Raw genomic sequence first — 23,647 nt, forward strand, 5'->3', positions numbered from 1 at the left:
GCAGGCGCACGTCGGGCGTGCGTTCCTGCTGCTGGCGCAGGAGGCGCTCGCGTTCTTGCTGGCGTATCAGTTCTTGGCTGGCATCGTCGCGCTGGCTGCTGCCAGGCGGAATGGGAAGGGGCGGCGCGATGTCGGGACGGGTCTGCGCGGACACGGCGGCACACAGGGTGCCGCTAAACAAAAATACACCGCACCATGGCGTCAAGCGCAGGTGCATAGTTGCCTTAAGTAATTATTTTCTCAAGTAGATTATAAAATAATTATTTCCGTATGGCAATTTTATTTATTTCTTGAGAACTTTAAGTCTTTGGTAACTGCCATTCAACTATCACATTACCACTAGTAAATAAGCAAACGGTGTCATGGCAGGAGAACAGGCAATGGCGGCGGACATGGCTGCCATAAAAAAAGCCCTGTCAAAGCAGGGCTTTATCTTCAAAACAGCGGTACCGGGCCCGGGCCATGGCACAAGCTTGTCGCCGGAGACTTGAAACAAATAGCGCTGATCCTGCTCAAACGAGCACTTCAATCTCATCCCACGGTGCAGCCGCCGGATCCAGCAGCCACAGCAAGGCGAACTGGCGCTGCGCGACGACCTGCCCGATCAATCCTCCTGGGACATTGACGAAGCGCGCCTGCTGGCACAGCGCCAGCAGGCGCGTGTTCAGGTCCAGCGCATCGAGAAGCTCCGCATCGCCGCGCAATGCCCCCGCCAGTGCATCGATCGAGCCGGCGCCAGTGATCATGGCGGCAATGCGCTGCGGATCGCAAGTGGCCGCCGGAGTCTCCAGACTGCCGGCCTTGCCCAAGGCCCATAACAGCACCCAGCACGCCTCGAAGCCCCACTGGAACACGGGACCCCGCGGTAACGGATCGGTCTGCGGGTCGAGAAATGCGGCTTCGAAGGGAAGCAATGCGGACGACGCGCCCAGGTCCGCGATCAGGTCGGAGGCAACCTCCGGTGCGAGTCCTTCGGCGCGCGAGGCGCACATGCACAGGCAAATGGCGCGCCCCGCCGTGTCGCGCGCGCTGCGCACTGCCCCGCTCAATGTCGGAGGCAACGGCAATTGGGCGACAGGAAGCGGCAGGCCCAGTGCAGCCAGATGCAGGAGCGAGCGATCCAGGCGCGCCCGCGCCACGTCAGAAGGGATGGTTTTCATGGCAAGGCCGCTTTCCAATCGATCTTAAACAAATTTACCCATCAGGTGTTCATTGTATTTCTTTTGCTCATCCTCGATCACCTTGCGGATATCCGGATGCAGCGCATTGTAGTCCACCTTCCCGGTGCCTGGTTTCATCGCATGGAGGGACTTGTGAAATTCCGACAAGGTAGCGGTCGAGCCTGTTGGGGGAGCGGCCGCATACATCAGGTTATCGAAATCGGTCTGCGCTCCCTTGAATTTCACGCCCTTGTTGACCATGTGCTCCTTGTTGACCTTGAAAGTCGTGACGCTGCCCGCCTTGGCCGCCAGCGCAGGGAAATCCGTGCTGATTTCGTCCAGCAACTCAGTAAATTTGTCCTTGAATTTTCCGCCCACCTGACTGTAATTATTCCAGTCCGAAGTAGCGTCCCGGCAACGCCGCCACGCCTCGGCCAGTACGGGATTGACCTTGAAACTGAGCTCCGCCACTTGCTGATAAAACTGCGAGATTTCCGCCAGTACCGCCTTCGTCGGGCCGCTGGCCTGCAGCTTGACATTGATCGCATCGACCCAGCTGATCCAGCTGTCCGGATCGAGCACCGTGCCATTTTGTGCCTCGATGATGGCATCGAGGGCATCGCTGATGATCGTTCTGTTGTTGTGCTTAGGATCGTCCTTGTAATCGACGCCATTGAATACGACCCGTTGCGCCACCATGGCCGCCGGCCCGGAGGCAGCTGGCGCGGGAAGCAGCAGGCTTTCCGGTTGCGCATGCATGGCATTCATGGCCCGGCTTCCCATCCGGTCTGCCTCCTGCTCGAGCGCACGATCATCGTTGATGGCCACCCCATGCGCCGCCATCGTGGGCTTCACCCTGCCCTGCCTTTGCTGCAGCACATGCCAGGCTTCATGCGGCAAGTGTCTTTCCTGGCCAGGTCCCAGATGAATATCGCCGCCTTGCGCATACGCATGCGCCTGCACCAGGCCAGGCTTGTGCGAATTATAATGAACGGTTACCCGGTCCATCGCCATGCCCGACAGCTGCTCGATGCCGGTCCTGAGCCGCGATGGCAGCGGCGCGCGCCTGGCGTCGGGCGCAGGCCCGCCGGCCGGACTGCGCGCATAGCGAAAGTTCGCCATGGCGGTACCGCCATGCTCTCTCTGCCGCTGGACGACGGGAGGCGTGCGGCGCGTGTCCGTGGCGGGCTGCGTGGGCGGCCTGTGCCGCAATGCTTCATGCGTCATGATCAGCTTTGCTGGCGGGCATTTTCACGGCTCCTCCTTGCGCCTGCGCTTGCCTGCAACTTTCTTCGTGCCGGTCTGTGCATCGAGCAACAAGGATGCGTGATGGTAGAGCGCAGATGGCACGGCTGGCACATAATCTGGTTTTTTTAGCATCTTTTTTAAGCCCATATCCCATACCGCGCCCGCCGGCACGTAGTCACCGACTGGGGCTTCATTCCCGGTCTTTTGCAAATGCATGACGAAGCCCAGATTGGTGCTGTCGGTGCCGAACTGGAAGTGTTTCGAAAAGCTTGCATACAGCGTGACCTCGGCATGCGTATTGCTCCCCAACAGGCCAGGCAGCGCCGCTGGGTCCATATTCGTCATATCGTAGATCTGCGCGTCGCCAGTCTTTTTCTTTCTAAAGTCTTTCACCTCGTTTTGGGTGGTAAAGTTATAGGCAGGATCAACCAGGCTGAGTGACTTGCTGCCAGCCTTGGAGGTCATGGTTTCAAAATACACCGGCCCCCTGTCCTTGACCGATTTTTTCACGAAGGCCAAGTCCGCTCCGTGAAACATCATCGCGCTGCTCGAACCTTGCTGCCCGCTGTGGGTGAGATAGAACGACGCAATGGTATAGCCGGCACGCTGGACGGGACCCGTGTAATGGCGCAAAACAGCCGCTTCCATTGCCCCCCTGGCCGCGCCCTGGTCATACTCCGTCGACAAGTGGAGTACCGCCTCATTGATGTTTTCAATGACCTGCGTCGCCTCGGCAAACACTACGTCGGTCTCCCAGCTGTGCCAGCGGTTTAGTATCTTCAACCCTTTGCCATAGTTGCTCGCTATACGATTAAGCAAAACCTTAACCTTGTCGTTTTCCCGTGCCACCCGGCCCACAGCCCCCTTCGCAAGATTCATGCTGCGCTTGAGCGTGTTTTGCAGCAGGGACAAGCGGCCGCCTCGCCTGCGGCGGCGGCGCGCCACTTCGGGGTGTGGTGGTATCACTTTCTGCAGCGTGGCGAGAAACGCCTCAATGTCATACTGCCCCGGCCATATCCGGATCGATTTTTCAAGGTCGCTGATGGCGGGATATAAAAAACCAAAACTTTGCCGCTCAGTCATTTTTATATCACTGACAGCATTCCATTTATCAAGAATTTCCTCTTTGATTTTGGGAACTTTGACACTAAGTTCTTCCTTGTCCTGAATTTCGAAAATAAGGGCCGGGTAAGTAAAGAAATCCGTTTCACCATCCATACCGGCATGCACCAGTTGCAGCGCATATTCACCGAACACGCACTCTTCATCCCCGTAAATCCGCTTTGCCCCGGATACGATTTGCCGATAATGTTTGAACAGTTCCGCCTCGTAAGCCTCAGGAGTATCAAAATCGTGCTGCACCAGGTTCCTTGCCTCAGCACGGTATCTTTTGGGATGCAGATATTCCGTGGGTACGCCGCTATCGCTCTCCGCTGCATAGGTGCTCACTTGCGAGTTTTCCAGCAGCAAATTGTAGGTAAAGCTATTGATCTCTGCGCCCAGTTTAGGCCCCGGATGTCCCTGTTTTATCGGTTTATACTTGATAATGCCGTACGGGCTCCTCGTTTCAGGTTTAACGGGGGCGCTCAACAATGGAGATGATCCTTTGGATGCTCTCTTGGCCTTCAGCGTTGCGGGTTTATACATCGCTGCCAGGCCATTCACGAAACTGGCGTCACCGCGCTTGCTTGCTCCTGTCAGTCCAAGAATGTCTCTTTGCACATTGTCTGCGCTGGAGCGGAAATAATCGGACTGATTCATGTTGAAGTAGCTACTCTTCCCCTGGCCTTCCGGCGGCTGCTGGTTCTTCGTCGGCGCGGTCTTGGCATGGTATAGCTTCAGGCTGTCGCCGCCGGCATGCATCATCTTGGAGCGTTTCCTGGCGCCGTCCGAGCTCTTCTCTTTCCTGCGCGCCAGTCCCTGCCGAGAAACCTTGCCATTCCACCCAATAACTCTGTCGCGCACGCCTTCCGGCATGTCGCCATACAGGGCACCCAATTTCCCGATTTCCTCCTCCAAGAACATTTCCGCGTCAACAGAGGTCACGGGATCCCAGCCATCCGTGGCCGGGCCTGGGAACTCCGGCAGATTCTTCATCAGCTCACGATAGATCTCGTCATACGCGGACGAACCTTCCCAGTACAGTTCTGCCAGCAGGGAAAATACGTCGTTGCGGCCGTGCCGCCACAGTTCGTTGTCGCTGATATAGCGTTTCGCATCGCCAATGGTGCGCTGCACGGGCGCATTGGCCTGGATCTCTGCGCTAGCGGCGAGCGGCCGGGACGGCCCCGCCCTGCGTTGCAGCGGCAGCCGCATCAGGCGTTCAGCGCCCACCTCATCGCTCGTGTTGACGGCTTGCCCGTTGACGCGGCCATCGGCCCGGGGCGGCGTCCCCCGCAAGACATTGATGATGTGATGTCCGACCTCGTGCTTGATGTTCGGCTCGCTATCCTTGCCGGGCGCGAAATGGACCTTATTGCCTTGCAAGGTTGCCTCGGCATCCACGGTGGCGGGAAACGGGGAATTGTGCGTGGCGCGCAGCGTCGAGGTATCGACGCCATGCTGTTCCCCCATCGCCGACGCGATGGCCCGGAAGGCGGCCGAGCCTTGCGCGCCCATGCTAGCCGCCTGGTCGGGCTGGCGCGGCAGGCTGGCCGGGCTGCGCGCATAGCGGTACTGCTGCATCGGCGTACCGCCATCGGCAACCCGCGATGGCGACGTGTCCAGCCCGTCGCGCGCCGCCGTGTGCGCCGGCGAACGCGGTTTATGCCGCAGGCGCTCATGCTCCATCGGCCGTCCCCCCTGGCGCCCGCCTGCACGAAGCCGTCCTGGCGCTACGCATCGTCGCCCCAGCGGAAATCATCGGGTGAAAACACCTTGCCCAGCTTGTGGTACTCGCGTTCTATCGCCTTGAGCAAGTGCTGCTGCCCGACAGCCTGCTGTTCCGCCGCCGCGAGGAAGGCGGCGCTCACGGCGATGCTGTTGATGTTCGCGCCGCTCAGGGGCGCGCGCTCGGCCAGCAGCTCGAGATCGATGTCGCCGGCCAGCGGCACGGCAGGCGGAAAGGCGCTGCGCCACAATTGCAGGCGCTGCGCGCTTCCGGGAAACGGATACTCGATCATGAACTTGAAGCGCCGCGTGAACGCCTTGTCCATATTGGCCATCAGGTTGGTCGACAGGATGACGATCCCCGTGTAGCTTTCGATGCGCTGCAGCAGATAGCCCGTTTGCAGATTGGCATAGCGGTCGTGCGCATCCTTCGTCTCGGTGCGCTTCGAAAACAGGCTCTCGGCCTCGTCGAAGAACAGCACGATGTTCATCGCCTCGGCCTGATCGAACAGCTGGGCCAGGTGCTTTTCCGTCTCGCCGATGTATTTGCTGACGATGCTGGCCAGGTCGATCCGGTACAGCCCCAGCCCCAGTTCATTGGCGATGATCGACGCGGCCATCGTCTTGCCCGTGCCGGAGGGACCGTAAAACAGGATGCACAGGTTGCTGCCGTGGTCGTTCTTGCGGTTGAAGCCCCACTCCTCGATGACCTGGTGGCGCTGCTGCGCATACTGCAGCACTTCCTGCAGCCATTGCCGGGTGGTGTCCGGCAGGACGATATCGCCGAAGCGGTAGGTGGTCTTGACTTCATGCGCGACGCTCATCTGTTCGCGGTTGCTCTGCGCGCGGCAAGCGTCGAGCAACAGATCGCCGGCGCTGCCCTCCTCCCCTTCGGCCTGCAGCATGCGCCGGCTCGCCGTTTCCTTCAGCGCCAGCACGATCTGCTCCTGCGTAAACAGGTATTGGCTGACCAGCTTGGCAAGCAAGGCATCGTCGATCTCCACGCCGAACGCAGCCGCATGGCGCTGCCAGCTGGCGCGCCGCAAGCGGCTGTCCGGCGCGGGCACGCGCACCAGGACGGCCGCCACCTCGTGCCGGCTGTAGCGGAAGGCCAGGTCGGACAGCCGCCGCGCCGGGCCGTTCAAGACCACCAGGTAGGGCTGGCTCTCGAACAGCACATGCATGACTTCGTCGAGCAGGTCGTCGTCGGCACCTTCCTGCGTGCCGAGCCAGTGGCAATGCAGCAGGACGAAAATGCGGTTGCATAGCAAGGCATCGCGGCACAGCATGCGCAGGCGCGCGAGCAAGGCGCGGCGGTTCTTTTGCCCGTTCAGGTAGGCTTGCCAGATTTCCTTGCCGTCGAGTTCGACGCACGCCATGCCCATCGGTGCGAACGTCGCCGCGCACAGGCTGCGGGCCAGCCACAGGTCCGGCCCCTGCAGTTGCAGCACATGGCTGGCGGCCCGCGCGCGCCCGGGGCCGCAGTGCTCGACGAAGCGCGCCAGTTGCCCCAGCGCCCGGGCGTCGGCCAGGTGCTCGCCCAGCGCAAGCGGGCTCTCCACGCCTGGCAGCGGCCGTTCGAGACACAGGCGCGGCGCAGACTGGGCCAGCAAATAGGCGGCAATCGGCTCGCTCAGGCGATAGCCGCCATCGAGCCCGGCGACGTTGCTGTTCGGCGCCAGCACGATCAGCTCCCAGTACAGCAAGGCGGCATCGGCCATCAGGCATTGCTGCAGGCCCGAACGCGAGCCGCGGACGGCCGCGAGCATGGCGTCCAGGCCGGCCAGGTCGATCCAGCCTTCGCCGCCCTCGGCACTGGCGGCGGGACCGAATGCGCGGGCGATGGCGCCGTAGCGCCATTCGATTTCGCTGAGCAAACCGAACAGCAAGACTTCCTGCTGCGGCCGGTCCAGATTGAACAGGGCACAGACATGTATCCAGGGAATAAAAATCTGCGCCTCGACAGTGGCCGCGGCGCGCTGCCCGAGCGCCAGCCATTGCTGCCCGATGCTGGCGCCCAGCCGTGCAATGGCAGCGGCGCCGCCCGCGCTCCCCGCGCCGGGCGCGCTGGCTTGCCGGTACAGGCGCTCGAGGGTGGCGCCGGATGCCGGGTCGGCCGGCCCGGATGCCTGCGCCTGGCGCGCCAGCAGGGCGAGCTCGATGATGCTCTCCGCCAGCGCGCGCATCGCCTGCAGCAAGGCCGCATTGTCCGCATAGGGGCCGCTATCGGCCGCGGCATTGGCTGGCAGCGCGCTCATCGCCTCACACCCCGTCCGGTTTCATGAAATCGGCCAGCAGCACCAGGCGATCCGTGTCGCCCCGGTTCCACGCCGCATGTTCCTGCGTATCGTCGAAGACCAGGCAGCGCCCGGGCTGCCACTGGCGCACGGCCGCGCCGACCCGCAACGCGCAGTCGGACGAACTGCGCAAGCCCAGGTGCAGGCGCAGCACCCGGTCGGTATAGCCGACGTGGGGCGCAATTTCGGTGCCGGGCGCCAGGCGCGAAAAGCCGGCCGTCACCAGTCCCGGGATACAGCCGAGCAAGGCCACGGTGCGGGGGCAGAAGATGGCGTTCTCGAGCATCGGACGGCCCTCGAGCACCAGGCCGTAGACGTCCCAGCCCCGGTTGTACAAACCCGTCTCGGGCCAGGCGTCGAACTCGGCACGCGGCAGCGCCAGGCATTCGTCGAGTACGCTTTCCCAGCCTTGCTCGAGGCGCGCGGTAAAGGAGAACTGGTCGTTGCGAAAGAACATGGGCGTCACCAGAAAAGTTGCCATTGCCCGGCCTGCCAAACGGCATGCCCCTGCAAGGTGATGCGATAGTCTCCGGGCACGCCGTCAAAGCCGCGGGCCTGGTGGTAGCGCCGGCCGGAATGGATGAAGGCGGCCCCCGTCTGGTAATGGATCTGCTCGAACGGTTCGCGCTGCAGCAGGGCCAGGATTTCGCTTTCGCCCAGATGGGCCGTGCGTTCGAGCCCGAACGGCCACATTTTCATGCCGGCGCCCCGCCCTGCGGCGGCGATCAGCAAGGTTACCGACAGCGTCGGCGCCGCGCCCAGGCCGACGGCCAGGTGGCCGCGGTCGAGGTGGATGGGGTTGCCCGGGAAGTCGGCCGTCTCGCGGCCGCCCTGCCACTGCTCGTGCACCAGATCCAGGTCTTCCGATGCGCGCAAGGCAGGATGGCCGCCGAACATGTGAAAGCCGGGCAAGGCAAGCGCCGGATGGAAACCCACAGGCTGGCCCAGCGCGGCGCCCAGGGCCGCCGGCAAGGCCGCGTAGACGTCGCCGAAATTATCCAGCAGGAAAGGATTATATTGACGCGCCAACCGCTCGTAGGGACGCGACGGCATGCCCACGATATCGTAGTAGTAAGTGGCACCCAGCGTATGGATCGGGAAATGCCGGGTGCGCCTGAGCCAGAACGGTTCCAGGTCCAGCAGCCGCTCGACGATATCCGCGCACTGCTGCTGCGTGAGAACGGGCAGATGGAAGGAGGCGATGTCTGCAGGGCTGTTTTCAGAATGCATGGTCTTACCAGTACAAAAGAAGTTGTCCATCCAGGCGGACCGCATGGCCCTGCAAGGTGATGCGTTCGAGGCCGCCCATGCCGCAGGCCAGCACCGCCTGGTGCGTCGCCAACCCGTCGTGCACGACCATCTGGCCGTGGCGGTAGGCGATGAAGTCGGGTTCCGCGTCCTCGCGCCGCCACAGATGCAGGCCGCTGCCCGGCGGTACGCTCAGCGGCAAGGTAAAACTCAGCAGGTCATGCGCGCCGAAATGCCGGCCAGCAAATACATCGCGGTACTGCAGGTCGCGGTGCACGCTCGCCACCGGCCCGGTGAAGGCCGGGTGCGGCAAGTAGATATGGAAGCCGGGCAAGGCGGCCTCGGGCGCCAGCCGGGCCGGCAACGCACAATAGCGCTCCAGGCGGGCGAGCACCAGTTGCAGCAGCGCGCCGAAATGGGCCGCGATCAGGCGGTTGCTGCGTTCGCGCTCCGGCCGGTCCCAGTACGGACCGGCCCGGCCCGCCCCTGCGTCGAGGTAGGCCGCCAGCCCCAGTGAATAAAAGGGCACCTCGGCATGGCGCCGCCGCCAGTGGCGTGCCAGCAGCGACACCCGCAAGACCCAATCGTCGCAGGCGGCCTCGTCCAACAAGGGGAAGACCGGAACGGGCATCAGCCGTGGCGTCCGTCGCCCACCAGGCGCACCAGGGCACGCGTGAGCAGGCGCCGGTCCCCGCTGTCGAGGCTGATATCCGTGGCGCGCTGCACATTGTCGAGGAACAGGCGCACGTTGGCATCGATCAAGCCCAGGTCGCCCCGGTTGGCCGCGTTTTCATTGATCTTGACCAGCGCGCGTATGCCGTCCTTGAGCAAGTCTTTCTGTTCCATGCCGAAATTGCGCCCCGTGGCCTGCCCGAAGGCGGCGACGAGGTCGGCCAGGTCGGCCTCGTCGACCCGGTTATCGACGGGCTGGCCGGCCGGCCTGGCGCTGCAGACGATTTTTTGCAGGCCCTGCACGAAGCGCGTCCGGTCGCCTTCGTCATTGCTCATCTTCGTGGCGTCGCCGAACACGTGGGCAAAATCGCCCACCCGTTCATCGATCGTGCGCTGGGCCGAGGCCAGCAGGTTTTGCTGCAGGCGTCCCGACGACACTTCCTCGCGCAACTGCGCCATGGCCGCGGCCATGGGGCTGGCCCGCGTCTCCAGCGCGACAGAGCTGGCATTGTCCGGCGTCCAGACGAATTCCACCAGGGGCGCCGGACCAAACTCCGGTTCAGCCGTCAGCTGGATCTTCCAGGTTTCGCCGGCCCGCACCGTCATCATGAAGTTTCCAGGTAATGGCAGGTAATACGTCTGCGCGCTTTTCTTGCCGGACGAGGCGGTAACCGCCTGGGTGCACCCTGTGGCATAGGTATGGCTGGTCTCGGTTCCACCGGCGTCGATGGTGCTGCCCTCGAGCATGCCCATGTAGGGAGCGGTGACGGTCGGCTGTCCGATGCTGGCCATGACGAAGCCATCGCTGGTGGCCAGCGTGCTGAAGACGCCTTCGACCAGGTCAGCCTGCGAATACGTGGTGCGCGCGCCAAAGTCATTGCTGTGTTTATGGTTACGTTTCATGACAACTCCGTGGTTAGGTACAACATCAGAAGGTCTTGCCATGTTCGGCAAGGGTAAAAATGCTTCACATATCGTTCTGCCTGCCGTCGCCGACCAGGCGCACCAGCGCCCGCGTCAGCAGCCGCGTGTCGGTGCTGCTGAATTCGATCCCCAGCACCTGCTGGACGTTGCCAATGAACATGCCGATATTCTTCTTGATCAAGCCCAGGTCGGAGCGGCTGGCCTCGCTGTCATTGATTTGCACGAGCGCCTCGACGCCGGCCTGGAGCAGGCCGCGCTGCGCGTCGGTAAAGCTGTGGCCGCTGGCCTTGCCGAAGGTGTCGATCAAATCCTGGACCGCCTGCGGATCGAGCGGCTTGACGACTTCGGCTTCGCCAGGCAAGGCTGGCGAGCAGACGATCTTTTGCAGGTCGCGCACGAATTGCGCCCGCTCTTCCGCGTCAGCGCTCATGTGGGTGGCATCGCCAAAGATACGGGTCAGGTCATTGACGCGCCCATCGATCACCTCTTGGGCCGTGGCGGCGACCGTGCCTGGCACCTGGCCGCTGGCCATGCGCTCCTGCAGGTTCAGGAACGAGTCGGCCATGAGCCGGTTCGGATTGATGTCCGGCCCCGCCATGACCGCGCCCAATCCCCCTGCGCCTGCACCGGCGGGTACCCAGGTCAGCACTATATCGGGCGGCGTTTCGCCTGCATCCGTATTGGTGACCAGGGTGACCGTCCACGTCTCGCCCTGCCTCACCGGCAGGGTAAACACGCCAGGAACGGGAACGTTGTACGTCGTGGCGCTCTTTTTCCCGGTTTGCACGGTCACGGGCTTGGTAAAGGCCGTTACATAGGTGGCGCTGGTCGGTTGGCCGCTGGCGTCAACCGTCGCGCCCTGCAAGACGCCAAAAAATGCCGGTGGCGGCGAATCGAGCGTCAGTGTTCCCATGAAAGCCATCAGGATGCCGTCGCTCGCCGCAAGCTGTTTGAAAGGAAACGACGGATTGTGATATTGCGCCCGCTCACCGAGCATATCGCCCGCCAGCGTGCCCGCCTGCAACGTGCCCGTTGCCGTGACATTGCCGGCGATCTTGACGTCGCCCGTGACATTGAAGCCGCCCGTCACCGCCACCTCGCCGGAGGCGACGGCCAGCGTGGGCGCTGCGCCGCCCACCGCCGCCACGCTGAGCAGACTGGCGCCGGTAGCAAAGCCGGTACCGCCGATGGCCACCGACTCCTGGGCCCACACGGTCTTGGCCGTCAAATCGCTGAAGGTCGCCGCGCCGCTGGCAAAACTGACGGGGCCGTTCACCTGGAGGGCATATTGCGGGTCGACGTCGGCAAGCGCGAGATTGATGGCGACCGTGTTGTAGTTGGGCGGTTCGCTATTGCTGACGATGAGCATGGCCGGCGGCAGTCCCGCCTCTTCTGCGGGCGCCAGGATGGCATTGTCGTCATTCGCCTTGAACTGGGCCAGCAGGCCCGTGCTGACCATGTAGGCCGACGTCGCCGCCGCGAACGGGGGCATGGCGGCACTGCCCGGCACCTGCAAGGTCAGCTGGGTGTGGCTATCGACCGACTTGACGCGCAGCAGCCGCGGCAGTGTCTCCGGATCGGGCACGGCAAACAGCTGGTCGCCCGCCTTCGCCGCGCTCTTGAACACGGTGCCGCTGCCCGTGACCACGGTCGGCGTGGCGGGGTCGATGGTGATGGCCCCTGCCCCGGCCGTCCTCACGCCATCGGCGCCCTGCAGCTGGTAAGGCAGGCCGACGACCTTCCCGACATACGGCGCGGACAAGGTCAGCTGCGTGTCGCTGAGCACCTGCGCGACGCTCTGGACCTGCTCGGCAGCCGGGCTGAAGCGGGGAATCATGAGGGTATCACCGGCCGACAAGGCGGTAAACTTGGTGCCGTCCGTACCCGTGATGGTCGTGCCATTGCTGCTGACCTTGCCGGTACCGGTAACTGGCGCATCCGTGCCCGACACCATGTAGCTGTAGGGCGAATTGATGACGGGAATTTCGAACTGCGTCGTCAGGACCAGTTCCGTATCGCTGACGGGCGTCTTGGCCACCACCGCCTGCTGCTGGTTCAGGGTGCCGATGGCAATCTGGTCGCCGGCCTTGACCTGGTCCAGGAACAGGGTGTTGTAGCCCTGCACGACGTCGGCGCTGATCGAACTGATGACGCCATAGCCGATGAAGGCGCTGCCGCCGCCCACGCTCAGCGAGGCTGCCGGGCTGCGGTCGAAGATGCCCACGTTGCCGCCATCGTAGAACAGCCGGCTCGCCGCCTGCCCCGGCGACTCCTTGGTCCAGTAGCTGAGCATGGCCATGCCCTGCAGCTTCGAGCCGTTGCCTTCGAAACTCTGGGCCTTGATGGCGCCGCTGGCGGTCAGGCTGTCGGCCAGGATCTGTCCCTGCACGTCGAGGGCGGCGCGCGGCACGCCATCGTTCAGGCCAATGCCGACATTGCGGTCCGGCCCGATGACCAGCGCATTCGGCCCGGGGCTGGCGCCGCCGCCCTTGGCCAGCGCTTGCAGGCCCAGGCCGACGGAGCCATCCAGGTTCACCTGCAGCAAGCTGCTGTCGCTGCGCGAAAAACGCGCCAGCGCCGAGCGCATATAGGTATAACCCGATCCGGGCGCCGGCATCGTGGTGGGCGAAAAGGCGGCGTCGATCTGCACCTGCACACCGTCCTGGACGATCTTGGTCACCTTGCGGCACTGGGCCTTGCCGATGCGTACCGAAGGGTCGGCGATGAGCTGGTCGCCCACCTGCAGGAACGGCGCGGGCGCGTCCGAGAAGGTGACCAGCTGGTTGTCCCAGCTGATCGTGCCTTTGCCCTTGAAGGTCACGGCATCGATCTGCAGGTTGGCCACCGGATAGTCGGTGCCCACGCCGAGATTGTTGCGCGCCGTGAGCAAGCCCATGAACTGGCCGCGAGGGGCGTCGAATTCGAGGTAGTAGTCGTCGGCGCGGCTGCCTTCGCGGCGCGCGCTGATGCTGGCGTAATCCGCCGGCACCTGGGCGCCGAGCGCATTGGACGGCGCGGAGACGGCCTGGTTGACGCCCGCGCCTTCCGTGACGAAATTGACGGAACCGACGCTGGTGCCGACATAGCGGCGCTCGTTGCGCCCGCTTTTGTAGGTCAGGCTGTTGATGCTGCCCTCGGTGGTCAGGGAAATGACCGCCAGCAAAATGTTCACGCCGGGCTGGTCGAGATTGCGCAGATACCGGATCTGGGGCTGCTGCACGATGCGCTTGTAGCCGGCCGTACCGCTCTCGTCGCTGAGGTCGGCGTACACTTCGAAGTAGTTAATGGTAATGAAATAGGTCGCGCCGGGGTCCATGCCCTCGAGCGCGAGCACGGCCGGCTCGAGCAGGATGATCTGCCGGCCCAGGGCGTCGATCGCCATGCCGCGCGACACTTCCAGCTGGCTGGGCTGCCCGTCCGCCGAGGCGGCGACCTCGAGGCCATGCGCGATGCCGTACAGGTACAGGCTGACATTGCGCGCCGCCAGCATATCCATCTGATATTGCTGCTCGCAGCGGAAATCGTCCGTCAGCAAGGCTTCGCCCGAAAAATAGTTGGGCCGTTCGACACGTGGCTGTTTCATGGTTTTTCCCGGATGCTGGCGCTGGACACGGAACTGGCACCGGGGATGGCGATCCACGACAACGCGATATCGCCGCTGCCGCCAGCGGCCTGCAGCGCCAGCAGCGTGACAACGAACTGCGCCGTGCCGGAGGCAACGGCGGTGGCGTACGGAACGCTGCCGCCCACCGTCACCATCACGGTGGGCGGCGTGCTGAAGGCATCCTGCTGCGTATCATAGAAAGGGACGGTGACGCTGGTGCTGGCGCCCGCGGTTTGCAACTGGGCCGCCGGCACCGCCAGCGTGCCCTGCAGGAAGGTGTCGGGCGCGGCGTTCGTCTTCACCGTCCCCAGCGCGGCCGGCAGCAGGCTCGTCACAGGGACGCGGCTGTCCGTCACGCTGACGATGGCCTTGTGGGCGTCGAGCGTGACGGTCGCCAGCAGCACGCCGTTGTCCGGCACCCGCTTGGCGGCAAACAGCTGGGCCGCCTCGTTGACCACGCTGGCCGTCGAGGCGCTGGTGTCGGGATAGCTTGCATACACCAGCATGGGATTGCTGGCATCCGATGGCAGCGTGAGCGGCGTCCCGCCGGACGGCAGGATCAGGAAATGCCCGGCGGCGTCGAAGGCCACGCCCTGGCTGACCGCCAGCGTATTGCCGGCCTGGCTTACCAGCATGCCGTTGAGCACTCCGGGCGAGAACAGGAACTGGTTTTGCAGCCAGAACCAGTTGCTGAAGTAATTCTGTTCGAGCGTCATGTAGTCCGACGTGAGGAACATGCCGGTCTGATAGTTCAGGTGGTCGGCGACGTCCGCCTTGATGAGAGTGCTCATGTCTTGATTCCTTGTTGGCCGAGTAAGGTATTCACGCCCAGCGCAGTGGCATAGCCCTGCGCCTGCAGCTGCATGCTGGGCACGATCGTGATGAGGTAGTTGCTGGCGGCCGGCTTCATGACGCGCAGAAACTGCTCGAGCCTGCCGTACAGCGCTTCGATCTGCGCCACGTTGGCGCTCGTCAGGATGAACAGCGGGTTGTGCGCATTCGGCAGCTCCATCTGTACGTCGAACAGCCACGGCAGGTAGCCCGCCACGACCGGCGCGCCGCCCGCGTACGTGTCGCGCACGATGAAGGCGCTGCTGGCCAGGTCGCTCGCCATGATGTCGGGCGCGGACGGCGCGCTGATCGTCACGGACACGGTGCCGTCGATGGCGATCCACTTGCCGCCGGGGTCCTGCTGCTGGCCGCGCATGGCCAGCGGCAGCTGGAGCAGCAGGTTGGCCAGCATGCCCAGGCCCTGCAAGGTCCCGCGCATGCGGTACAGGGCCATGATCTCGGCGATCACGGTGCGCTTGTGGTCGATATCCCAGTCATTGTCGACCGCCAGCGCGACCCAGCCGCCCAGCCAGTCGAGGAAATCGTCGAGCCAGGCCTCGACGGGGGCATTCGGGTCGGCTGCGCCCGGCGCGGCAGCCACATAGCCGGCCAGCGGATCGCTGGGCGCAGGCACCCCGATATAGGAATCGAGGTCGGCCAGGATGGCCGTTTCCTGTTTTGCCGTCGCGCCGGAAATGGGCGGAATAAAACTGGTGTCCGAAGGAGGAAACAGGAAACTCAGGCGCGGATAGAACAGGTTGCCGATGACGTCCGCCTGCAACAGTTCATGGATGCCCTTGCGCCCGCCCAGTTCGGTGTCGTCGATGCCCGTCAGTATCTTTTCAAAGATCTTCAGGTATTGCGCGAGGAAAGCCGGCTGCGCCGTGCTGTACACGGCAGGCAGGTAGCGCAGGTAGCTCGATGGCGCGCTCATGCGGCATTGCTCCTGACGCTGACATCGAGGCAGCGCAGGCGCGGCAAGCCCCGGTAAAACATCGCGGGCGTGCCGGGCGGCAGATCGGCGAGCTGGGCATTGACGTCGAGCACGGCCATGCGGTCCAATACCAGGGTCGGGATGAAGTCGAATACCAGCCCGTCGATGGACGCAATGCCGGGCATGGCCAGGATCAGCTGGCGCAGCGCCGCTTCGGTGGGCGCCTCGTCATAGGGCCAGCCCTGGCCGGCCGCCCCCCCTTCGCAGGGCAGGAAGTAGGCGAAGAGGCGCGCGAACAGCAGGCCCAGCGTGACATCCAGGCGCACCGTCGGCACGCAGCCGGCGATGAGCGTCACATTGATGTCGGTGAACTGGGCCGCGCGCACCTGGACGCGGTTGCCGGCGATCACGCGCGGGGCCAGGTATTTGTTCACGGCCGCGAGCAAGGTGCGCTCGGCCGCTGCACCGTCCGGCGCCTCGATCATCAGCACCTTGCGCCGCGTGCCGCTGCTGCCGCTGCCGGCCTGGTTCGGATACGGCGGATACTGGTAGCGCCATTGCGCATCGCTGAGTATCCAGGCGACGCTGCCCTGCCCCGCGCTCTGCGCGTATGCGCGCCGCACCAGCAGCGGCGTGGCGGCGGCGCTGCCCGCGGCGGCGCCCGCTGCCTGCTGTGCGATGACCTGGTTCGTTTCCAGCGCCAGCGCCTCGATATTCGACAAGGTCAGCGCCATGTAGGGCTGGCCGACATAGGCCAGCACATATTGCTGCAGCGCCGGCTTGTTCAGCACAACGTCCTGTTCGAGTTGCACCAGCACCTGCTGCAGGGCCAGGAAGGCGGCGTCGTGGTTGGCGGTGGCGGCCAGGCTGTAGGCCGTCTGGTTGCCGGAAAAGGCCAGGCCCAGCACCCAGCGCAGGTAATTTTCATCCGTCTGCACGGGAATCGCGTTGGCCTGGTACAGCAGCGACTCGTCCAGCCAGGCCAGCAGCTGCAACAGGGTGATGCCCGGATCGCTATCGTTGTAGTCGGTCCACTGGCGCGTGTACTGCGGAATCCGGCGCACCAGGTCGGCCGCCAGTTCCTGGTAGCTCTTGCGGTCGAGATCGGGCAGTTCGAAGGCCATGCGCTACGCCACCGAGATATACACGAGCATGCTGCCGGCGACGGGCAGCTCGGTGGGCGCCAGCGCGACGTTGCCGTCCTGGCGTCCATTCACGTTCAGGCCGAGCACGGCGGTCACGCCGGGCAGGCTGCACAACAGCACATGGATGGCGGATGCCTGCACGGTCTGGCCGAAACGCCAGCCCTGTCCGGGCGGGCCGCCATAGACCGGCTGGAAATAGGCGCGCAGCAACGCCGCGATGCGCGCCTGCTCCGCCTGCACCTGGTCGGGCGCGATGCGGGCCGCCAGCTGCGCCGTCACCGACACGGGCACATAGCGCGCCGCCTCGATGCCGATGCGGTCGACCAGCGCCGCCAGGCAGTACTGCCTGACATAGGCGCCCACCTGGTCCAGCAGCGCCGGGCTGGCGTACGGCTGCGTCCCGGCGGACAGGGGCAGCACGGCGATACGGATGGTGTTGCCTGCCGATTCCACGGCACGCGCCTGTGCCACCTGGGCGCTGGCGGCCCCGGCCAGGGCCGTGAAATCCTGCAGTTGCACGGCCCAGCCCCCCGCGCGCACGAGGGCGGGACTGGCCGCGGCCAGTTCCTCACGCGTGGCGCAGCCGACCCCGCCAGCCGCGGGGGCCGGGTTGACCACCGCGGCGATGTTGGCGATACCGGGACGCAGCACCGTCAGCGCGCCGGCGCCCACATTGCCCGCCAGCCCTTGCGTATGGTTGTAATGAACGGCCACGATATTGTTGTGGCCAGGCGGCGGAATCATGCCGTTGTAGCCGTCGCCGAAGGTCAGCAGCCCGTTCGCGTAATCGAGCGTATACACGCGGTCGGTCGGCCCGCTGAAGGCGAAGTTCTCCACCTGCCGCCAGCGCCGCGCCACTTCGCCGGCGCCCACGCGCACGTCCGCCAGGTCCGCGTCGGCGGACTCGATGGCGCCAGATTCCTGCCCCGCCGTCAGCCCCGCAGGTTCGATCACGCACACCAGCGGGTCGGCCAGCACGGGCGGATAGTCGAGGGCGAACTGCTGGAACATCTGCTCGTTGCTCGATCCCAGCACTTCATCGACCACCGTGCTCAGGTTCGAGGCCATGACCGTGTTCGGATAGACGCCGTAGGCGCGGATGGTGCGCTCGACATGCGCGTTATTGATGCGGAACCAGAAAGCCGTCTGCGAAAACAGATAGGCCGCCTGCATCGCGGGCGGAATCACGAAGCCGACCAGGCCCGAACGGCTCAAGCCATAAGTGGCGTCGTCCACCGCCAGCGGCTGCCAATGCTGGCCGTCGTTGTATTCCCACTGCAGGGTGCGCCCGGGGGTGGCCTGTTCCTGCTGCAGATAGAAATACAGGACCAGCTTGTTGCCCACGCACGCCGCGGCGAAGCCGGCGTCGTCGAAGGCAAAATAAAAACCCGTCAGCAGCGCATCGACCGGCTTGAATGGACTGAACAGGAAGCGGCTCAGGGTGAAGGCGTTGTAGCTCCAGAAACTCTGCGGCTTGGCCGCGAAGCTGTACTCGATGCGCGCCGAGAGCACGAACGGCGGGTAATAGCTCGGCTGGGAAATCGTGTAGCTGAAATTAACGCCGGCCACGTCGTTGAGATATTTGCTCACCCCCAGCTTTTGCGCCTGGTCGAGCACTTCCGCGGGGATGGCGTCGATGGTGGCGCTGACGCTGGTACTGGCGATGCCGCCCTGCTGCCCGTAGCCGCCCTCGGCGATCACGCAGCGTATCCACAGCCCTTCGGAACCGGCCACGGTGCCCGGACCGAACTGCGGGCAGGCGAACTGGATATACGTGCCGCCATCCGGATTGTCATACTGAAAATTGTTGATCCGGTCGACGAACTGGTGGGTACTCGCGTCCGTGGTGGTGGCGTTGAAGGCGCTCCATTGCAAACCGTCCCAGAATTGCCAGACCAGCCGCACGGGGAAAGTGCACTGCAAGGTGGTAAGGGTGAAATAGATCGTCACCAGGGCGCCCGTCCTGGCGAACACGCTGTCCGAGCGCAGGTAGAACGCATCGTTGGTTTTCGGCGTTTCGCCGAACGGATAGGCGCCATTGGCGATATCGAGCAGCACGCCGTTGCAGGCGGCCTGCTGCGGCACGATGGCCTTGCCCTTGAAGGTGCAGCTCAAACCCGTAATGACGGGCAATTGTTGGGCCAGCGAGGCCAGCACCTTGACCTGCGGCGCGGGCTTGACCAGCAGCCAGTATTGCGGCTCCCCGTCCTGGGCAGTCAGCGGCGCAGCGTCGAAGCCGGCGCCCGGCTCGCCCGCGCGGTACAACTGCTGCTGCAGTTGCGCCAGCGGCACGGCGGCGGCCCGCGGCGTCATGCCGAGCACGATGTCGAGCTGACGGTCCGACGAGGAGCTCGTCAATTGCGCCGTCAGCGGCGTCAGCGCGCCGTCGAACCATTGCCCGAAGTATTCCGGATACAGCTGCTTGCCCGTCAGGGTGACGGTGATGCTTTGCAGCGCGTCGTCGGGCTTGAACAGGGCCGGATCGCCCATCATGAACCAGTGTCCGAGCGGCTGTTCGGCCGGATCGGCCAGCTGGCCGGCCACGAAGAGCGGCACGCCGGCCTGCTCCCCCAGCAGGCTGGGCAAGGCATCGATGAACTGGTCCTGGGCCGGGATGATCGTCAGCGCCGCCGACAGCGTGGCCGGCAGCACCAGCAGCGTCTCGTTGGTCTGGAAGCGGATCGCCTGGTCCTGCGCATCGAGCACCGCGCACTGGGCCGGCACCGTTGCCGCCGGCTGGCCGGCCTTGAGCAGGAAGCGCAGCGGCGCCTGTGCCGCCAGCGGCGCGCGCAACTGCATGTTCATGAACTGGAAAAATCCCAGGCGGCGCTGCTCCGGCATCGCGTTTTCGATGCCGGCCGTGTAGGCGGCCAGCTGCGAAAACAGCTGCAGCAGCACCAGTCCAGGGTCCTGGTCGACGTCCGATGCGCTTGGCGGCGTCGTCGTCCAGTAGCCGCTCCATTCGGGAGCATAGGCCTTGGCCAGCGCCAGCGCCTGCGCATAAAACTGCTCGGCATCGCGGAAGTCGAGCGTCGGCAAAGTCATGGACGCGGCTCGCCCGACACTTCGGCACGCAGTTCCTCGAGCACCTGGATGGCGCCGCTGATGCGCAGCAGGGTTGCCTGGAGCGTGCGTTTGCGCTCGTTGAACTCGTCCTGCAGCGCCTGCAGCTGCGCCTGCCCCGCACTTTCGTTGCTTTTCAATTCGGCAAGGCGGTCGTCTATCAGTTGTATATGCATGTACATGTCCTGGCTTATTTAAGAAAGAACGGGTAGACCAGATTGGCCGGCTGATTGTGCGAACGGATCAGGTAATCGACCGATACCCGCAGGCAATTTGGCTGCTGCGCATCGATCAGGGCGGCCACGCCGGTGACCTGGATGCGCGGCTCCCAGCGGTCCAGCGCCTGCTTCACGTACAGCTGCGCCAGGCTGCTGGCGCTGGCGTTACCGGCCGAAAACACCAGCTCGTTGATGCGGCAGCCGAAGGCCGGCAGCATCACCCTTTCGCCGGGCGCCGTCTGCAAGATGATCAGGATGGCCTCGGCGATGTCGTCGGCGCCGGCCGCGAACAGCACGCGCCCGCCCCCCGTCTGCACGGGAAACGCCCAGCCCTGGCCCAGGAAATCGGCGCCGGACGCCATCGCTAGCCCATCCTCACGGTACTCATGCCCGCCACCTGCACGGTGGGCGGCGGCGCCTGCGGTCCCGCGGGCGGAATGTCATGGCAGGTTTCGCACAGGTCGCCCGCGCGCGCGGCGCCCTTGCCATTGACCCTTACCGTCAGGCTGCCGAGGATCACGCGCCCGAGGTTGGTGGGCGGCACCTGGAACTGGCCGCTGGCGGCGATATGCGGCGGCACATTGTTGGCCACCGAGCCGACGGTGGCGGCGGGCCGGCCATTGACGCGCACGTTCAAGCTGGTATTGCTGGTGATCTTGCCGGAAAACGGGAATGGCTGCGGGGTCGGCACCGGCCCGCCCGGGCTCGGCACCAGCACGATGTGGATGTCGGCGGCGTTGACGATGCTGTCGCCCGCCTTGGCTGCGCCCATGCCCATCAGTTCAGATCGATCATGGCCGCTTGCAGCTTGAGCGCCTTTGCGCCCTGCAGCTGCATGCCCTGGGCCGACAGATCGGCCTTGACGCTGCCGTCCGTGGTTTGCAGCACGACCTGGGCGGCGCTGATGGTCAGCGTGCCCTTGGCGCTGATCGCCAGGTCGCCTTCGCTGCTGATGCTGATCTTGTTATTGGCTGTATCGAGCTCGATCCGGTTGCTCTTTTCATCGATGATGGTGATCTTGCCCTGGGCGCTGTCATCAAGCACGACGGTCTTGCCCAGCTGCGTACGGATCATCCGCACGTCCTGCTGCCTGGCCGCCTCGACCGGCGGCTTTTGCACGCCGTTCCACAGGAAACCCAACACATAAGGTTTGTTCGGGTTGCCGTCGGCGAAAGCCAGCAGGACCGAGTCGCCTTTCTTGGGCAGGAAGAAGGCACCATAGCCGGGGCCCGCAAAAAAACTCATCACCTGGAGCCAGTCCGACTCGATGCTGGCGCCGCTCAGCGTCAAGAAAACGCGGATACGGCCCAGGCCCTTGGGATCTTCGGTGTTGCTGACCGCGCCGAGCGCGACGCCGCCTGTGGTAGTCATATTCCCGTCCTGCGCACATTGATCTCCGTCTTGTAGCCGCTGCTGTCGTCGTAGTCGTGGGTGCTCGACGTGACGTAATAGGTGCCGTCGAAGCGCTCGCTCAGCCCCGTGATCTTGATGTTGACGCCAGCCACCAGCTCGCTGTCGCCCACCAGGCTGGCCTGGCCTTCGATGAAGCTTTGCAGCTGGCTCTGGAACTGCGCGTCGGCCACGGCCTGCAGCGCGGCCGGGTCGCTGATGCTGGGGCATTGCAGCGTGATTTCCGAACTGGGAAAGTCTTCCGCCGCCTCGTAGCCCGTTTCGCTGCCGCCCATCTTGTCCTGGCTGGTGCCGGACTGCGCCACGGCCGTGATGACGGCATTCGTTTCGACGTCGTAGCCGATGGCCGTCACCTTCTGGCCCATGGTCGGCACTTTCAGGTTCAGGCTGACCGCGCTGAGGTCGCGCGGGTAGCTCAGCGTCTTGATGGCGCCCTCGCCTTCGGCCGAGGGACGGAACACGAGCGTCGTGTCGGCCATGAGCAACTCGTAGTCGAGCTGCCTGCAGCGCTCCATCAGGAAGGCGTAGTTGGAGACATTGTTCTGGATGACGTACTGGTTGATGGTGTCCGGCTGGCCGGCCAGGGTGACGGGCAGGCGCGCCGCGCGCGCCACGTCGCTGACGATCTCGTTGTCGTTGAGCAGGCTGTAGGTCTTGGTACGGGTGCCGAACTTGAGCCGGTACATGCGGTCGAAGCCGCGAATCGTGGCGGCCGACGACGCCGTGCTGAAACTCGGCTCGATGGCCGTGATATCGCCACTGATCAGCTGATGCAGGCTGTCGAGGCCCAGGAAAATCGTGATCTGGTCGCCCGGCTTGAAGACGTCGAGGTCGACATCCTGCCAGGCGCCGTCCGCCTTCACCATATCGAGCGTAAAGCTGAACATGGCCGGCACATTGATTTCATCGTGCACGCGCACATTGTGGATGGCGGCCACGATGGAAGATGGCAAGGGGCTGCGGTTCTTGAGGATCTTGAATGCGCCGGTCTGCACGCTAAGCATATACGGCTCCCGTGGCCCCCGCATGCACGTCGGGAATCACCAGGTTGCGGCCGATATCCTTGCGCTGCGGGAAGTTCAAGACATCCTCGATGCTGTTCTGGGCGGCGATCAGGCGCCACTGGTTCGGGTCGCCCAGAGTCGCTTGCGCGATCAGGTACAGGCGGTCGCCCTGCTTGACCTGCCACAGCTGGCGGCAATTGAAATAGCCGCGCGACTGCAAGTCCTCTTCTTCCGTCAGCACCGACTTGAACGTCACGCTCAGCTCGGCGCGCACGGGAATGCCGGAACTGAGAAACATCGTGAATTTCTGGTCGAGCTTGACGATGATGCCCGTAAACAGGGGGCCGGCCCACGTAAACACCAGCACCGGCGGCTCCTTGCGCACATTCGTGCCCACGCTGGGCACGGTAAGCGCGACGATCTTGTTGGTCTTGGTGCGCACGTCGACCTGGCGCTCGTAGGTGTCGAAAAACAGCGACACGGTCAAATCGTCATTATTGACCCGCTGGAACTGGATATTCGACCCTTCGCCCTGCACCATCACGGTCTTGTTCAGCGACAGTTCGGTCGGGTTGTACATCACGGGGATTTCCTCGCGCGTCGCGTGCACGACGATCTTGGCCATTTCCAGCATCAGGCGCCTCCCCGGCGATAGCGTTCCGTGGCGCCGCGGCGCGCGATGGCGCCAGCCATGCGGTCGGTCAGCGAGGCCAGCACCGGCGCCGAAAACAGCGTTTCGGTGAGCGCCTTGCGCAACTGCTCCTGGGACTGCCCGCCATGGACGATTTCATGCACCACCCGGCTCTGGACGGCGCGTTCCAGGCCGAGCATGCGCGTCTCGACGAGGCGTTCGACGCGGCTGTGCAGCTCGGCCGTGGCGGCCGGTGCCGCCTGGCGCACCTCGCACCGCACCGGCTGGCGGCCCTGGTAGCGTCCCAGTTCGGTGCCGGCGCGCATGAACGGTGCCGGCACCGGCACCGGAGCGGCTTGCGCGGGGATGCGCAAGCCGCCCGCCTGCGGGACTGGCGCGGCCGGGTGCAATGCGGGCAGTAGCGGTGCG

20 protein-coding genes and 1 pseudogene are annotated in these 23,647 nt (G+C 64.4%); all 21 read right to left on the reverse strand.

Translation table 11 applies throughout. The features are described from left to right. Positions 1 to 217: pseudogene (locus GCN74_RS26190) on the reverse strand (ShlB/FhaC/HecB family hemolysin secretion/activation protein); the annotation flags it as partial. A 295-nt stretch (positions 218 to 512) separates the two neighbouring features. Continuing rightward, complete coding sequence (locus tag GCN74_RS26195) at positions 513 to 1,160, reverse strand: DUF4272 domain-containing protein (protein WP_152259368.1); 648 nt, start codon at positions 1,158 to 1,160, stop codon at positions 513 to 515. Positions 1,161 to 1,184: 24 nt separating this feature from the next. Further along, a complete protein-coding gene (locus GCN74_RS26200; RefSeq protein WP_152259369.1) occupies positions 1,185 to 2,387 on the reverse strand; it encodes a DUF4157 domain-containing protein in 1,203 nt (400 codons plus the stop codon). A gap of 24 nt (positions 2,388 to 2,411) precedes the next feature. Further along, complete coding sequence (locus GCN74_RS26205; RefSeq protein ID WP_152259370.1) at positions 2,412 to 5,198, reverse strand: hypothetical protein; 2,787 nt, start codon at positions 5,196 to 5,198, stop codon at positions 2,412 to 2,414. A 44-nt stretch (positions 5,199 to 5,242) separates the two neighbouring features. Then, entirely contained in the window at positions 5,243 to 7,495 is a 2,253-nt protein-coding gene (locus tag GCN74_RS26210; RefSeq protein WP_152259371.1) for an ATP-binding protein, read from the reverse strand. A 4-nt stretch (positions 7,496 to 7,499) separates the two neighbouring features. Further along, on the reverse strand, positions 7,500 to 8,015 hold the full coding sequence (locus tag GCN74_RS26215) for an aspartyl/asparaginyl beta-hydroxylase domain-containing protein (protein WP_226939234.1): 516 nt from the start codon (positions 8,013 to 8,015) through the stop codon (positions 7,500 to 7,502). After that, entirely contained in the window at positions 7,997 to 8,764 is a 768-nt protein-coding gene (locus GCN74_RS26220; RefSeq protein WP_152259372.1) for a hypothetical protein, read from the reverse strand. The genes GCN74_RS26215 and GCN74_RS26220 overlap by 19 nt, the downstream gene beginning before the upstream one ends. Positions 8,765 to 8,768: 4 nt before the next feature. Further along, positions 8,769 to 9,413 (reverse strand): hypothetical protein, encoded by a 645-nt coding sequence (locus tag GCN74_RS26225; protein WP_152259373.1) that lies wholly within the window; start codon positions 9,411 to 9,413, stop codon positions 8,769 to 8,771. Beyond that, positions 9,413 to 10,357, reverse strand: a complete 945-nt coding sequence (locus GCN74_RS26230) for a hypothetical protein (RefSeq protein WP_152259374.1) — start codon at positions 10,355 to 10,357, stop codon at positions 9,413 to 9,415. The genes GCN74_RS26225 and GCN74_RS26230 overlap by 1 nt, the downstream gene beginning before the upstream one ends. 64 nt (positions 10,358 to 10,421) lie before the next feature. Beyond that, positions 10,422 to 13,961 carry a hypothetical protein gene (locus GCN74_RS26235; RefSeq protein WP_152259375.1) on the reverse strand — a complete coding sequence of 1,180 codons (3,540 nt, stop codon included), beginning with the start codon at positions 13,959 to 13,961 and terminating at the stop codon, positions 10,422 to 10,424. Further along, the gene (locus GCN74_RS26240; RefSeq protein ID WP_152259376.1) at positions 13,958 to 14,773 is read right to left on the reverse strand and encodes a hypothetical protein; all 816 of its coding nucleotides are present in this window, start codon (positions 14,771 to 14,773) and stop codon (positions 13,958 to 13,960) included. Before GCN74_RS26240 ends, GCN74_RS26235 begins: the two co-directional genes overlap by 4 nt. Further along, on the reverse strand, positions 14,770 to 15,747 hold the full coding sequence (locus tag GCN74_RS26245; RefSeq protein WP_152259377.1) for a phage tail protein: 978 nt from the start codon (positions 15,745 to 15,747) through the stop codon (positions 14,770 to 14,772). The genes GCN74_RS26240 and GCN74_RS26245 overlap by 4 nt, the downstream gene beginning before the upstream one ends. Continuing rightward, positions 15,744 to 16,871 carry a hypothetical protein gene (locus GCN74_RS26250; protein ID WP_152259378.1) on the reverse strand — a complete coding sequence of 376 codons (1,128 nt, stop codon included), beginning with the start codon at positions 16,869 to 16,871 and terminating at the stop codon, positions 15,744 to 15,746. Before GCN74_RS26250 ends, GCN74_RS26245 begins: the two co-directional genes overlap by 4 nt. A gap of 3 nt (positions 16,872 to 16,874) precedes the next feature. Beyond that, complete coding sequence (locus tag GCN74_RS26255; protein ID WP_152259379.1) at positions 16,875 to 19,937, reverse strand: baseplate J/gp47 family protein; 3,063 nt, start codon at positions 19,935 to 19,937, stop codon at positions 16,875 to 16,877. Continuing rightward, positions 19,934 to 20,131, reverse strand: coding sequence for a hypothetical protein (locus GCN74_RS26260; RefSeq protein ID WP_152259380.1), 198 nt, complete (start codon positions 20,129 to 20,131; stop codon positions 19,934 to 19,936). Before GCN74_RS26260 ends, GCN74_RS26255 begins: the two co-directional genes overlap by 4 nt. A gap of 14 nt (positions 20,132 to 20,145) precedes the next feature. Continuing rightward, on the reverse strand, positions 20,146 to 20,535 hold the full coding sequence (locus tag GCN74_RS26265) for a GPW/gp25 family protein (RefSeq protein ID WP_152259381.1): 390 nt from the start codon (positions 20,533 to 20,535) through the stop codon (positions 20,146 to 20,148). A 2-nt stretch (positions 20,536 to 20,537) separates the two neighbouring features. Beyond that, positions 20,538 to 20,945: a PAAR domain-containing protein gene (locus tag GCN74_RS26270; protein WP_226939235.1), complete on the reverse strand. Its 408-nt coding sequence runs from the start codon at positions 20,943 to 20,945 to the stop codon at positions 20,538 to 20,540. Between the two features lie 5 nt (positions 20,946 to 20,950). Further along, on the reverse strand, positions 20,951 to 21,544 hold the full coding sequence (locus GCN74_RS26275; RefSeq protein WP_152259383.1) for a phage baseplate assembly protein V: 594 nt from the start codon (positions 21,542 to 21,544) through the stop codon (positions 20,951 to 20,953). Beyond that, entirely contained in the window at positions 21,541 to 22,587 is a 1,047-nt protein-coding gene (locus GCN74_RS26280; RefSeq protein ID WP_152259384.1) for a phage late control D family protein, read from the reverse strand. Before GCN74_RS26280 ends, GCN74_RS26275 begins: the two co-directional genes overlap by 4 nt. Next, positions 22,580 to 23,221, reverse strand: a complete 642-nt coding sequence (locus tag GCN74_RS26285; RefSeq protein ID WP_152259385.1) for a peptidoglycan-binding protein LysM — start codon at positions 23,219 to 23,221, stop codon at positions 22,580 to 22,582. The genes GCN74_RS26280 and GCN74_RS26285 overlap by 8 nt, the downstream gene beginning before the upstream one ends. Further along, the coding region (locus tag GCN74_RS29000; RefSeq protein ID WP_226939236.1) for a hypothetical protein at positions 23,221 to 23,647 on the reverse strand (427 nt) is incomplete at its 5' end. The genes GCN74_RS29000 and GCN74_RS26285, both read right to left, overlap by 1 nt.

The sequence above is a fragment of the Janthinobacterium sp. FT14W genome (assembly GCF_009208755.1).
Taxonomy (GTDB): Bacteria; Pseudomonadota; Gammaproteobacteria; order Burkholderiales; family Burkholderiaceae_D; genus Janthinobacterium; species Janthinobacterium violaceinigrum.

Coding starts and splice junctions, on each gene's coding strand:
- GCN74_RS26195 (WP_152259368.1), bottom strand. CDS start 1,160: ATGAAAACCATCCCTTCTGACGTGGCGCGGGCGCGCCTGGATCGCTCG.
- GCN74_RS26200 (WP_152259369.1), bottom strand. CDS start 2,387: ATGACGCATGAAGCATTGCGGCACAGGCCGCCCACGCAGCCCGCCACG.
- GCN74_RS26205 (WP_152259370.1), bottom strand. CDS start 5,198: ATGGAGCATGAGCGCCTGCGGCATAAACCGCGTTCGCCGGCGCACACG.
- GCN74_RS26210 (WP_152259371.1), bottom strand. CDS start 7,495: ATGAGCGCGCTGCCAGCCAATGCCGCGGCCGATAGCGGCCCCTATGCG.
- GCN74_RS26215 (WP_226939234.1), bottom strand. CDS start 8,015: ATGGCAACTTTTCTGGTGACGCCCATGTTCTTTCGCAACGACCAGTTC.
- GCN74_RS26220 (WP_152259372.1), bottom strand. CDS start 8,764: ATGCATTCTGAAAACAGCCCTGCAGACATCGCCTCCTTCCATCTGCCC.
- GCN74_RS26225 (WP_152259373.1), bottom strand. CDS start 9,413: ATGCCCGTTCCGGTCTTCCCCTTGTTGGACGAGGCCGCCTGCGACGAT.
- GCN74_RS26230 (WP_152259374.1), bottom strand. CDS start 10,357: ATGAAACGTAACCATAAACACAGCAATGACTTTGGCGCGCGCACCACG.
- GCN74_RS26235 (WP_152259375.1), bottom strand. CDS start 13,961: ATGAAACAGCCACGTGTCGAACGGCCCAACTATTTTTCGGGCGAAGCC.
- GCN74_RS26240 (WP_152259376.1), bottom strand. CDS start 14,773: ATGAGCACTCTCATCAAGGCGGACGTCGCCGACCACCTGAACTATCAG.
- GCN74_RS26245 (WP_152259377.1), bottom strand. CDS start 15,747: ATGAGCGCGCCATCGAGCTACCTGCGCTACCTGCCTGCCGTGTACAGC.
- GCN74_RS26250 (WP_152259378.1), bottom strand. CDS start 16,871: ATGGCCTTCGAACTGCCCGATCTCGACCGCAAGAGCTACCAGGAACTG.
- GCN74_RS26255 (WP_152259379.1), bottom strand. CDS start 19,937: ATGACTTTGCCGACGCTCGACTTCCGCGATGCCGAGCAGTTTTATGCG.
- GCN74_RS26260 (WP_152259380.1), bottom strand. CDS start 20,131: ATGCATATACAACTGATAGACGACCGCCTTGCCGAATTGAAAAGCAAC.
- GCN74_RS26265 (WP_152259381.1), bottom strand. CDS start 20,535: ATGGCGTCCGGCGCCGATTTCCTGGGCCAGGGCTGGGCGTTTCCCGTG.
- GCN74_RS26270 (WP_226939235.1), bottom strand. CDS start 20,945: ATGGGCGCAGCCAAGGCGGGCGACAGCATCGTCAACGCCGCCGACATC.
- GCN74_RS26275 (WP_152259383.1), bottom strand. CDS start 21,544: ATGACTACCACAGGCGGCGTCGCGCTCGGCGCGGTCAGCAACACCGAA.
- GCN74_RS26280 (WP_152259384.1), bottom strand. CDS start 22,587: ATGCTTAGCGTGCAGACCGGCGCATTCAAGATCCTCAAGAACCGCAGC.
- GCN74_RS26285 (WP_152259385.1), bottom strand. CDS start 23,221: ATGCTGGAAATGGCCAAGATCGTCGTGCACGCGACGCGCGAGGAAATC.